This is a genomic window from Tumebacillus lacus, assembly GCF_026410385.1.
Classification (GTDB): domain Bacteria; phylum Bacillota; class Bacilli; order Tumebacillales; family Tumebacillaceae; genus Tumebacillus; species Tumebacillus lacus.
In genome coordinates, this window is sequence record NZ_JAPMLT010000012.1 from 15,664 (window position 1) to 27,483 (window position 11,820).

The 11,820-nt window shown below is 57.9% G+C and carries 12 protein-coding genes; 6 read left to right on the top strand and 6 right to left on the bottom strand.

Features of this window, described 5'->3' with window-relative positions; all coding sequences use genetic code 11:
• Positions 1-2 precede the first annotated feature (2 nt).
• The 3 genes from OS242_RS17035 to OS242_RS17045 are packed head-to-tail and all read right to left on the bottom strand — an operon-like array spanning position 3 to position 2,353.
• On the bottom strand, positions 3-1,193 hold the full coding sequence (locus OS242_RS17035) for an MFS transporter (RefSeq protein ID WP_267152899.1): 1,191 nt from the start codon (positions 1,191-1,193) through the stop codon (positions 3-5).
• Positions 1,194-1,207: 14 nt separating this feature from the next.
• On the bottom strand, positions 1,208-1,921 hold the full coding sequence (locus OS242_RS17040) for an L-threonylcarbamoyladenylate synthase (RefSeq protein ID WP_267152900.1): 714 nt from the start codon (positions 1,919-1,921) through the stop codon (positions 1,208-1,210).
• 12 nt (positions 1,922-1,933) lie between these two features.
• The gene (locus OS242_RS17045; RefSeq protein WP_267152901.1) at positions 1,934-2,353 is read right to left on the bottom strand and encodes a GlcG/HbpS family heme-binding protein; all 420 of its coding nucleotides are present in this window, start codon (positions 2,351-2,353) and stop codon (positions 1,934-1,936) included.
• 310 nt (positions 2,354-2,663) lie between these two features.
• On the opposite strand from OS242_RS17045, the gene OS242_RS17050 reads away from it, so the two are divergent.
• From OS242_RS17050 to OS242_RS17060, 3 genes are all read left to right on the top strand, one after another.
• Entirely contained in the window at positions 2,664-3,737 is a 1,074-nt protein-coding gene (locus OS242_RS17050; RefSeq protein WP_267152902.1) for an HD-GYP domain-containing protein, read from the top strand.
• Between the two features lie 70 nt (positions 3,738-3,807).
• Complete coding sequence (locus OS242_RS17055; RefSeq protein ID WP_267152903.1) at positions 3,808-4,620, top strand: sensor histidine kinase; 813 nt, start codon at positions 3,808-3,810, stop codon at positions 4,618-4,620.
• Positions 4,617-5,273: a response regulator gene (locus OS242_RS17060; protein ID WP_407702125.1), complete on the top strand. Its 657-nt coding sequence runs from the start codon at positions 4,617-4,619 to the stop codon at positions 5,271-5,273. The genes OS242_RS17055 and OS242_RS17060 overlap by 4 nt, the downstream gene beginning before the upstream one ends.
• Positions 5,274-5,331: 58 nt before the next feature.
• Here the strand turns inward: OS242_RS17060 and OS242_RS17065 are convergent, their stop codons facing one another.
• Positions 5,332-6,051: a HoxN/HupN/NixA family nickel/cobalt transporter gene (locus OS242_RS17065; RefSeq protein ID WP_267152904.1), complete on the bottom strand. Its 720-nt coding sequence runs from the start codon at positions 6,049-6,051 to the stop codon at positions 5,332-5,334.
• Between the two features lie 180 nt (positions 6,052-6,231).
• On the opposite strand from OS242_RS17065, the gene OS242_RS17070 reads away from it, so the two are divergent.
• The 3 genes from OS242_RS17070 (at position 6,232) to OS242_RS17080 (ending at position 9,429) form a co-directional block, all read left to right on the top strand.
• The gene (locus OS242_RS17070; protein ID WP_267152905.1) at positions 6,232-7,512 is read left to right on the top strand and encodes a copper resistance CopC/CopD family protein; all 1,281 of its coding nucleotides are present in this window, start codon (positions 6,232-6,234) and stop codon (positions 7,510-7,512) included.
• Between the two features lie 16 nt (positions 7,513-7,528).
• Positions 7,529-8,170, top strand: coding sequence for a YcnI family copper-binding membrane protein (locus OS242_RS17075; RefSeq protein ID WP_267152906.1), 642 nt, complete (start codon positions 7,529-7,531; stop codon positions 8,168-8,170).
• A 176-nt stretch (positions 8,171-8,346) separates the two neighbouring features.
• Positions 8,347-9,429: a HupE/UreJ family protein gene (locus OS242_RS17080; RefSeq protein ID WP_267152907.1), complete on the top strand. Its 1,083-nt coding sequence runs from the start codon at positions 8,347-8,349 to the stop codon at positions 9,427-9,429.
• 82 nt (positions 9,430-9,511) lie between these two features.
• Here OS242_RS17080 and OS242_RS17085 read toward each other — a convergent pair whose 3' ends face one another.
• The gene (locus tag OS242_RS17085; protein ID WP_267152908.1) at positions 9,512-10,600 is read right to left on the bottom strand and encodes a bifunctional 3-deoxy-7-phosphoheptulonate synthase/chorismate mutase; all 1,089 of its coding nucleotides are present in this window, start codon (positions 10,598-10,600) and stop codon (positions 9,512-9,514) included.
• 66 nt (positions 10,601-10,666) lie between these two features.
• Positions 10,667-11,788, bottom strand: a complete 1,122-nt coding sequence (hisC, locus tag OS242_RS17090; protein WP_267152909.1) for a histidinol-phosphate transaminase — start codon at positions 11,786-11,788, stop codon at positions 10,667-10,669.
• Positions 11,789-11,820 lie beyond the last annotated feature (32 nt).

The window sequence follows — 11,820 nt, forward strand, 5'->3', positions numbered from 1 at the left end:
CCCTACATCGACGCCTCGCGATTCCCTTCCAGCGTGTTGCCGGTCGACTTTCCAAACGTCAGGAACAGGATCAACAGCAACATCACATACAGTCCGGCCATCGCCAACGTCAACGGCTGGAAGCCAAACTGATAGATCACATAGCCGCCGGCCAGCAGCAGCGATGCGTTCCAGACCCCGTACTGACGCTCCATCGAAGAGAGCAGCGCCGTCCGTTGTGACGGTGTCATCTCCGTCCGGTTCAGGTTGGAGATCGTCAGCGGTCTGACCCCGCCGGAGGAGAGCCCCATCAGCGTGATCGCGATCAACCCGGCCCACAGTTGGTCAAAGAATCCAAACAAGAGCATCGAAACAAACAACAGCCCCATCGCCGTCATCGTCATCGTCCGGGAGCCGTACCGCTCACTCCAACGCACCATATAGCGCGCCGAGATAAACGCGGCCACCGAGAACAGACTGAGCACCACGCCGAACCAGTACAGGCTGACCTGCAACGTCGTAAAGAAGAAGAACGGCAGAAACCCGACAAACGGTGCCAGCGCGAACGCCCGGGAGAGCGAGTAATAACTCATCCAGAACTTCTGCGTCGACGTAAACGATTGCTTCGGCAGAGCGGACGCGCCGGTCGACGCAGCCGCCGGTTGCACAGCCGCTTCTTCGCGGATGGCGAGGATCATACCGATCGCAACGACGTTGGCCGCCATGCCGGCGTAAAACGCCCAGTGTTGTTCATAGCCGAACAGCACCGAACCGACGATCCCGGCTCCCAGCGCAGCGAGAAACATATAGCTCGCCGATCCGGACTCCACCTTTTGGTAGATCCCTTGCTCCATCTTTGAGCAAACCTGGCGCAGCAGAGCCGAGTCGGTGCCGGCTGCCAGCGAGTAGCCGACGCCGGTGACGATCTGCCCGGCGAGACCGAACCAAAAGTTCGTGTCCCAGATGATGATCAAGAGGCCGAGGCCTTTGAGCAGTTCGCCGAACGCGATCACCTGCTTTTGCTTCATAAACCGCATCAGGGTGACGCTCACCTGCGAAGTCAGCGAGATCATCACGCCGTAGACGGCGAGCAGGATCTCGATCTGCCAGACCGGGATGCCCACCATGAAGAAATAGACGAACAGCACCGGCAGATGGAAGTAAAGGCGCGAAGTGATGCGATACAGATAGAAAAAGCCAAGATCCCGTTGCATCCTTTTCTCCCCTTCTACGACCTCATCGCTTCGACGCGGGCAGCCAGACGCTGTTTGTACGCCTCCGTGTCCTCGTTCAGCTGAGGGATCAGCGCAGACAGTCGCTCGACCGGGATCACCCCGACGCGCACCACGAAGGGCTGTTCAAACGTCAAGTCGATGATCGAGTTGCTTTTGTTCGCCACATCGAGCTCCGCCGCCGCCGACTCAGAACCGGCGTCGATCACGAGGTCGACCTGCTCACCGATGTCGAGCACCGCCTTGTCCAGATCGACAAAGATATCGCCTTGCCCGGACAGGTTGGCCGACGTGCAGGCCACCGGCGCACCGAACGCTTCCACGATGGAGTGCAGCACCGACTCGCCTTGGCAAGCCACTGCGAGCGTGTGTGCGCCCATGGTCAATTGCGGCGGGAATTCATATTCCTTTTCAAAGATCACCGTCAACTCCCCCGGCCACAACTCTTGCAGCACAGAGCGGTCGAAATACTCTGGATATTTCACATAACGATCCGCTTGCTCCGCATGCGAGATGGCGAGGGTGAGCGGACCAAATTTGGTCCGCTTCTTCACATCAAACACCTTTGCAATCGCGTCCGCATTCGTCGGATCGCAGATGAGGTTGTAATTGGTCCGGGTCGGCGTGATAACGAGCCCGCCGTTTCGCAAGATCGCGGCCGCCTCGCGGATCACTTCCTCACTTACCGGTTTGACGTTCTCCCTCAACATAAGAGACCGCCCTTACACAGCAACCGCTGCGGACAGCGCTGCTTCTGCGATCGCCATATCTTGCGTATAGTGACCGCCGGAGATGCCGATGCCGCCTACCAGTTTGCCGTCGATCATGATCGGGAAACCGCCGCCGACGACAGACAGTTTGTTGACCAACGGAAGACCGGTCAGCAGTTGTTGATCGGTGGAGATGAAGTTGAACACTTCGTGGGTCGGCATGCCGAAGCCCGCGCCGGTGTACGCCTTTTCTTTTGCGATCTCGATGCTCAGCAGCGCTGCGCCGTCCATGCGGCTGAACGCCTTCAAGACGCCGCTCTCGTCGACGATTGCGATCGAGGACGGAACGCCCATTTCTTTCGCTTTTGCTTCTGCTGCTTCGATGATCTTTTTCGCGGTATCAGCCGAGATGCTTGCTTTCTCAAACGTCATTGCCCTTACCTCCAATAACCATTGTTTGTTTTGAATCCTTACAATAAGAGTTCTAATGTAAAAGATCCATCATTTACTGCTCGTTTATACTGTATCATAGGTCATTGTTTCGTGTCCACAAATAACTAAAGCTTATTTAGCGAAATAAATTATAGTTTCTGCGATTAGTTTAGTTTAACTAAAAAACAGTACAGTGTTCATTCTTTTGAATTGCTACAAGATCAGGTCCCTGAGGAGGTTTTTGACAAAATACACCGAATAAGAATATTCAGTATTATTACATTGATTTTTCAGAGGAGAAGGCCGCACAATGACAAAACACGTTTATAAGTTGTGGTCCATCACGCTGCTCATCTCCACGAGTTTGATCGGCCTCTTTCAATTGGTTTTCCATGAATATCCCTACTTTTGGATCGTCTTCCCCAGCCTGTCGATCTCGTTGTTGCTTTCGTTGTGGATTGACCGCCGCAAACCTTCATGGGGAGCCCTCGCACTGTTTTTAAACACGCTGATGATCTCGTTTGGGATGTACTGGCTGTTCCATTATGATCCGCGGTTGACGACTCTGCTGTACTTCCCGCCGCTGTTCACCTTGCTGTTTCAAAACCGGCGCTATTTTATCTGGAGCGTTCTCTTGACGGTCTTTTGGCATACCTTTACGCATCGCGGTGAGTTGGACATCCAGTCGCACGCTGATTTTGCGCTGATCTTTCTCGTCTACTCCCTGTTGCTCTTCTTCGTGATGCAAAACGTCTCACGCTCCGCCTCGGAAGCAGCCAAATGGAAAGAGCGAGTCGACGTCTTATCCAAAGCGATCGAAGCACGAGACTCTTACACGCAGGGTCACTCCCGCCGCGTAGCGCTGTACGCCGTGGAGATCGGCCGTCACGTGCCGGGCGTCGACATCGAGGAACTGCGCGTTTCCGGCGACCTGCACGACATCGGCAAGATCGCCACGCCGGACAGTGTCCTGCTCAAACCGGGTCGCCTGACCCCGGAGGAATACGAGATCATCAAGCGCCACTCGGTCGACGGGGCCAACTTGCTGCGTCAGTTCGGCATCGGCGGTCCGATCCTCGACGGCGTGCTCTACCATCACGAGCGCATGGACGGCAGCGGTTACCCCGAGCGGTTGGTCGGCGACCAGATCCCGCTGTTCGCCCGCATCCTCGCCGTCGCCGACACGTTCGACGCGATGACGACCACCCGCTCCTACCGCGTGGCCTTCCCGCCGCAAAAAGCGTACGACGAGATCGTCTCGCTGTCCGGCCGCTTTTACGACGCCGAGATCGTCAAGATCTTCTGCATGGTCTACCCGCAGATCCTCGCCGTCTTTGAAAAGGAAGAGGGGGAACGAATGATAAACACCTCATCAGCCGGATGATAGGCTGATGAGGTGTTTTTCTGTATACTACAGAGAGCAAGGAGCGAGACTGAGCAAAAGGAGCCCCCACATGACCTACCGTACGCTGAAGATGTTGACCGTGCTGCTGCCGACCTTTTTGATCGGCGGCTTTGAATACATGCGCCATGAATATTTGCTGTCCTACCTCTCGATGGAGATGGGCAACTTTTTGATCACGATGTTGACGCTCACGATCTCCTTCCTGTTTGCCACGTGGATGTTCCGCACGATCTCGCGCATCCACGACCGACTCGCGGAGGAGCAGGCCAAGCGTGCCGTCTACGAAGAGCGGGAACGGCTGGCCCGCGCTCTGCACGACGGCATCGCGCAGAGCCTGTTCTATTTAAACGTCAAACTGAAGCAAGGCAAAGTCGAGGACGCCCGCACCGCCGTCTCCGCCATCGACAATCAGGTCCGGCAGGCGATCTTCAACCTGCGCCAGATCCCCGAGGAAAGCGGCACGTTCCAACAGCGCTTGGAGACGTGGCTGCAGGAATGGAGCGGGCTGACCGGCATCGAGATCGAGACGTCGCTCGACATCCCGAACGGGCAGTTCACCGCCGCCGAAGAAGTTCATCTGTTTGGCATCGTGCAAGAAGCCTGCAACAACATCCGCAAACACGCCGTCGCCCGCCACGCCAACGTGCGCTTTGTGCCGAGCGACTGGAAAGGATTTGAGCTGTTGATCGCCGATGACGGCAAGGGCATCACAGGCACAGCACAGCCGGACACGCAGGCCAAATACGGCCTGAAGATGCTCGCCGAACGGGCAGCCGCCCTAGGAGCCGAATGGGAGATTCAGAGTGGCCCGGACGGCGGCACGATCCTGCGCCTGCATAAAAAAGGAGGCATCACCCGATGATCACCCGCTACAACGTCCTGATCGCCGACGACCACCCGCTTGCCCGTGACGCGATCCGCTCCCTGCTGGCCGACGACTCCGCCTTTCGCGTGATCGGCGAAGCGGTTGACGGCCTCGATGCCGTCCGGCTCTGCCAGGAACTCCACCCCGATCTCGTGCTGATGGACATCAACATGCCGGGGCAGAGCGGTCTCGACGCCACCAAGCAGATCAAAAAGATGTATCCCGACATCAAAGTGGTGATCCTCAGCGTCTCGGACGATGTCGCCGATCTGTTCCATGCGGTGCAGTTCGGCGCGCAAGGCTATCTGATGAAAAACCTCGAACCGGACGACTGGCTCAACTACCTGCATGCCTTGCTCGACGAAGAGGCCACCGTCTCCCGCGAGATCGCCGGCCGGATGTTTCACCGCTTCCGCAGCGAGAGCGACACCCACCCGGAAGAGCCAAACCCGGACGTGCTCACCCCCCGCGAGCGGGAGATCCTGCTGCATGTCGCGTCCGGCCACACCAACCGCCAGATCGCCGAACATCTGGTCATCGCGGAAAACACCGTCAAAAATCACATCAAAAACATCCTCGACAAACTCACCCTCGACAACCGTGTCCAACTGGCTTCTTACGCCGTCCGCCACGGTCTGTTGCGCGATTGACAGACAAAAAGCACCCCTTTCTCGCGAAAGAGGTGCTTTTTTTCGTCTTCCATTCCCTTTACGACAGCCAAAGCCGGAACAGCCCTTGCGTCACGCCAAGGTCATACATGTAGTACACACCGAACAGCGTGCTCACCGCGCCGGTCACCGACGTCAACCTGCGCTGTGCGGCGGGCTTTGCGCTGCTGAGCAGAAACGGCAAGCCGATCGCCGTCGAGCACAGCAGCATGCCGAAGACCGTCCCGACACCAAACACCGATATGTAAGCGGCCGCCTGACCTGCGCTTTCGACCGTCTCCATTGTCAACAGCAGCATCGCGCCGCTGCCGGCCAGCCCGTGTACAAAGCCGATCAACATCGACTTGATATAGAAAAAGCGCCGCGCATGCCGATGTTCGTGGAGTTCCCCTTCGCGGTGCGAATGAAAATGTCGATGCACCGTGCCGTCATGCTGATGCTCATGGACGTGCACCCCGCCGCGACGATACGCGTAGAGGCTGTTTGCCCCGAGTGCCACCAGCATGATGCCGACCGCAAACTCCAGCGACATCTGCCAGCCTGCGGGGATCTCCTGCTTGAGCAACAGCAGGGTGACGCCGACCAACAGCAACGTCAATGTGTGGCCGATGCCCCAGTACACGCCAGCCAGCGCTGCCCGCCACCAACGGCGGCTCTGGCTGGCGATGGTCGAGACGGCGATCACGTGATCCGGTTCGATCGCATGTTTAAAACCAAGCAACAGACCGAACAGCAGGATTGAGATAAACCCCCATTCCATCGTACTCCTCCTCTCGCCTTCTTATCTTCCGGCACTTTCCCTTACCCGTCAATCCATGTGTCACAGATTTGCCACGCAACCGCAAAAAGATAGCCCTATCTAGCCATATTGGACGACAAACGATTGGTGTAGATTGAATGGGTCCTATTCAAATCGAAGTCAGACGGAAAGACAAAAGAGGTGATCCCGATAACCCGCACTCGACAGATGAAAAGATCGATCAGCCCGCTGCTCATCGTGTTGCTGCTGCTGTTTCTGACAGCCACGACCGCCGATGCCCATGCCAATCTGCTGTCGGCCGTGCCCGCCAACGGCGAAGTCACGGCCGACAGCCCGGCCCGCATTGCGCTGACATTCAGCGAACCGCTGGAAGCCGACCTGATCGACCTTCTCCTATATGATCCCGCCGGAACGAACATCCCGTTGGACCCGCCGCAACTGACAAAAGGCGACGCCGCTCAGATGTTTGTCGAGCCGCTTCCCCTCGCCGCCGGGAGCTACACGGTGGTGTGGACGGTCGTCTCCGAAGACGGTCACCCGATCACCGACCGCTACGCCTTTTCGGTCGGACAGCCGACGCCGGGCTTTGCGCTCTACACAGGCGATACCGGCGACACCGCGCGAGACAGGTCGCTCTCGCAGACCCTGCTGCTCGTCGCCCGCTATCTCGCCGAAGGAATGCTGCTGTCAGGCGGCGGCCTGTACGCGGTCGGCCGCATCGCCCGCCGCTGCGAGTTTCCCTCGACGAGCGACCTGCTCGGACGGGCCCGGCCTGTGCTCTGGGGCCTGTTGCTCGCCGCCACGCTGACCGAATGGCTGGTCTACTCAGCCGGGCTGCCGACCTCTCTCGACTGGCATGCGCTGTTCCAGTCTTCGTTTGCGACGATGGTGTCGGTGCAGACGCTCTTGCTCCTGCTCCTCGCCCTTCCCGGCATGGTCTCCGGTTGGCAGTCGCTGATCTGGACGCTGCTGGTCGGCAACCTCGCGTTCGGCGGCCACGCCTTTGGCATCGAGCCCATCTGGCTGGCGTTGACTCTGCGCGTGTTGCACCTGCTCGCGACCGCCCTGTGGATCGGCGTCGTGCTCTACCTGTTGCTCATCGCCTTCCAAAACAAACGCGACGGCGCATCAGCCATCCCTCAAGGCGCGTTTCGCTCGCTGTTTTTGCGCGTTGTCCTCAGCGCCTCGCTTTTGACCGTGCTGACCGGCTTGCTGATGGTCGGCATCCAGACCGATTGGGCGACCCTGTTGCCTAGCACCCTGCTCTGGCGCGATCTCCTGCTGATCAAAGGGTTGCTGACGATTGCCCTGTTCCTGATCGCCTTTTTCCAAACCAAACGCTGGCGGACAAACGCCTCTTCCCTGTCGCGCACCCTGTTGCGCAGGGAATTGCTCGTCTTTGCCGCCGTGATCCTGCTGGCCGTGTGGCTCAGCCAAATCGAATATCCGCTGCCCCATTAGAAGGAGGAACTCCACCATGAAAACCAACAAACTCGTCCTGTCTGCCGCTCTCGCATCGGCCGTTCTGCTCTCCACCGCAGGCATCGCCAGCGCGCATGTTACCGTCTTCCCCAAAGAATCCAAAACGGACGCCTATGAAAAATATTCGGTCCGCGTCCCCGTCGAAAAAGACCAAGCGACCACCAAAGTCCGCCTCGAATTTCCGGAAGGCGTAAAAGTTTCCACCGTCGAACCGGAGCCGGGCTGGACGTACGAATTTGCCAAAAACTCCGAGGGCCGCTTCACCGGCATCACCTGGACCGCGCAAGGCGACGGCATCAAACCGCACGAGTTTGCCGAGTTCGCATTTGTCGGCAAAAACCCGTCTGCCGCCACCTCGCTGGCATGGAAAGCGTACCAGACCTACGCGGATGGCACCGTCGTCGAGTGGACGGGCGACAAGGAATCCAAAACGCCTGCCTCCGTCACCGCCATCGCCCAAGCGACAGCGGGCGCGGATCATCACGGCGGTACCGCATCGACCGGCCACGGAGCAGCCGCGCCGAAAGAATCGACCTCGGCTCAGACCACAACCGCCGAGAGCAACACCCTGCCGTTGATTCTCTCCGGTCTTGCCCTGCTGCTCTCCGCCATCTCTCTCTTCCGCAAACGCGCCTAAATCAAACACATCAATCAAAAAGGACATCGGCTATCCAGTCGATGTCCTTTTTCATTAGAAAACCCTTATATCATGTACTGTTTATTTACACAATGTCTTCGAAATGTGATACGATACCTCTATCTGATTTAGTGTTAGGAATTTTCTGTTTAATAAACCCGGAAAGGATGTCCCCCATGAAAAGAATCCTCTCGATTCTGCTGCTGCTCACCTTGATGCTCGCTGCGGCCGTCCCGGCATCGGCTCATCCCAACTCGCTCGCTTCCTCCAAGATCACATTCGAAAACAAACGCATGGTGGTCAGCTTGCTCGTCGACCAACCGTCTGTGCTCGAATTGGACAAGGTCGATCTGAAAGTTAAATCGTCCTACACCGAAGAAGAACTGACCTACGTCATGAAAGAAAAACTGTTCGCCTACATTCAAAAAGGATTTGTCGTCAAAAACAACGGTGAACCGATGGCGGTGGAAATGGAAAATGTGTCCCTCGCCGCCGGCAACAACTTGCAAGTCGACCTCGTCTACTCGTCCGAACAACTGATCGACAAGGTAGACCTGGAGTACAACCTGTTTTTTGAAAACTCCAACACCCACAAAAACGTGGCAACAATTGAATCGGGCGAGACGAGCAGTGAATTTATCTTCGCCGAAAAGTCCCGTACCCTCGGCATGGAAGCGGGCCTGGAAGTACCGTTCCTGACCGCCGTGAAACAGTTTATCATCCTCGGGGTCGAGCACATCCTGACCGGCTATGACCATCTGATGTTCCTCTTTGCCCTCGTTCTGCTGGGCGGCACCTTTAAAAACATGCTGAAGATCATCACCTCGTTCACCGTCGCGCACTCGATCACGCTGATCCTCGCCGCTCTGGACATCATCGTGCTGCCGGGCCGCCTCGTCGACATTGTCGTCGCCGCTTCGATCCTCTACGTCGCAATTGAGAACTTCGTCGTAAAAAACACCAACTACCGCTGGGTGCTCACTTTCGTCTTCGGTCTCGTGCACGGCTTTGGCTTTGCCGGGGCGTTGGCGGAGACGCAGATTCCCAAAAACCATTTTGTCTCCTCGCTGCTCACCTTCAACATCGGCGTCGAGCTCGGCCACATCATGGTCGTCGCGGTCCTGCTGCCGATCATCCTGTATGTAAAGCGCTTCGACTGGAACCGCCTCTTCGTCTACGGCATGTCTTCCGTCGTCGGTCTGTTCGGTCTTCTGTGGCTGGTGGAGCGTGTGTTCGACCTCAGCTACATGCCGATGTAAAACAATCACATCCGACCCAAAAAGCCCCTCCGCCGTTCGGCAGAGGGGCTTTGCTGTGCGTATGGATATCGTTCGGGAGTGTTTACTTGACCGGCGCAGCGTCTTTGAGGAAGCCGCTTGTGCGCAGGTCGTGCAGCAGGTTGCTCAGTTGCGGCAGATCGAGCTGCTGTTTCGCGTCCGACAACGCGACAGCCGGCTCGTTGTGCGCTTCGACGATCAGGCCGTCCGCGCCGACGGCAATGGCCGCTTTGGCGATGGGGAACATGATGTCTTTGCGCCCGGTGGAATGCGAGATGTCGACGATGACCGGCAGATGCGTCTCTTGCTTGAGGATCGGCACCGCCGAGATGTCCAGCGTGTTGCGGGTCGCCTTTTCATAAGTGCGGATGCCGCGTTCGCAGAGGATGATCTGGGAGTTGCCGCGGGATGCGATGTACTCCGCCGCATAGACCAGTTCCTCAATCGTCGCCGAGAGACCGCGCTTGAGCAGGATCGGCTTGCGGACGTTGCCCGCCGCCTTGAGCAGCTCAAAGTTTTGCATGTTGCGTGCGCCGATCTGGATGATGTCGAGGTACTCGCACGCCATCTCGACGTCTTCCGGCGCGACGATCTCCGACACGCAGACCATGCCGTGACGCTTGGCTGTTTCGCTGAGCAGTTTCAGCCCTTCCACGCCAAGGCCCTGGAAGTCGTACGGCGAGGTGCGCGGCTTGTAGGCACCGCCGCGCAGCAGCACGACGCCTTCTTTTTTCAGATGCGAGGCGACCGCCTCCATCTGCTCCGGCGTCTCGACCGAGCAAGGACCGGAGATGATCACCGGCGACCCGTTGCCTATGGTGAGCGGGCCGACGGTGATCACCGTGTCGGCCGCTTTGGTCTTGCGGGAGACCAGCAGCGATTTCTTCTCTTCTTCTTGCAGGTTGAGCGATGCTTGGAAGATCTGTTTGAACAGGTGACGGATCGTGTCATTTTGGAACGGACCTTCGTTCGCAGCCACTACCTTGTCGAGCATCTCCTTCTCGCGGATCGGGTCGAAACGCTCCGTCGTCTTGCCGTTCTTGAGCAGTCCGATCTCCGATACCAGCTCGGCCCGGCGGTTCAAGACCTCCAAAATCTCCAAGTTCACCTGATCCAGTTGTTCGCGAAGTTGTTCAAATCTTGCTTTGCTCATCCTCAGCTCTCCTCTCCTCGTCTCAAAACAGACCTGTACTTTAGATTGATGATTTGTTTCTAGATCTTACACCTTTTGATTCAGCCTGAAAACCACTCGCTTCAGAGCTTCCAGAAACTTGCTGTTTTCCTCCGCCGTGCCGACCGAGATCCGCAGGTACCCCGGCACGCCGAGCGCAGTGCCGCTGCGGGCGATCAAACCCTCGTGCAACAGCGCTTGGAAGATCTCTTTGTCGTCCGTCTTCGTGTCGAAGATCAGGAAGTTCGCCTGCGTCGGAATCACCGAGTATCCCAAGAGCTCAAGGCCCGCCGTCAACTGCGCGATGCCGTCGCGGTTCACTTGGCGGCTCGCCTCGCGATGTTCCTCATCGGCGAGCGCCGCCACCGCCGCCGCTTGGGCGAGCAGATTGGCGTTAAACGGCTCGCGGGTGCGCTCGATCGCTCCGATCACAGCGGACGGGCCGATCGCATACCCGAGGCGCAGCCCGGCCAGCGCATACAGTTTGGAGAAAGTGCGCATGACAATCACATTATGTCCGCCGTGCAAGAACTCGATTCCGTTCGCGGCATCTTCTGCCTCCGCGTACTCGATATACGCTTCGTCGAGCACGACGAGAACGTGTTTGGGCACGCGCTCCAGAAATGACTGCATCGCCTGCTTTTTGATGTAGGTGCCGGTCGGGTTGTTCGGCGTGCAGAGGTAGACCAGGCGGGTGCGCTCCGTCACCGCCGCCAACACCGCGTCGAGATCAAATTCAAATCCCGCCCCGAGCTCGACGGTGACCGTCGTCCCGCCCATCACCTGCGCGCCGAACCAATATTGCGAAAATGTCGGAGCCGGGATCACCACTTCATCGCCGGCATGCAGGAACGTCTCGGAGATCATCTTGATCACCTCGTCCGATCCGTTCCCGACGAGGATCTGCGACGGCGTCACCCCGTTCCGCTCGCAAAGCGCGACCTTCAGATCCCGCGCACCGCCGTCCGGATAGCGATGGATGTCGGCCATCGCCGCCACGATGGCGTCCTGCGCCTTTTTCGACGGCCCGAGCGGGTTTTCGTTGGACGCGAGTTTGATCACTTCCTCGAGACCGTACTCGCGCTTGACTTCCTTCATCGGCTTGCCCGGCACATAGGGCTCGATCTTGAACAAGTTCGAGCGCACATTGCGCAAAATTTCTTCTGACATTGTTCCGTTGCCCTCCCGAACGCATGTAGAAC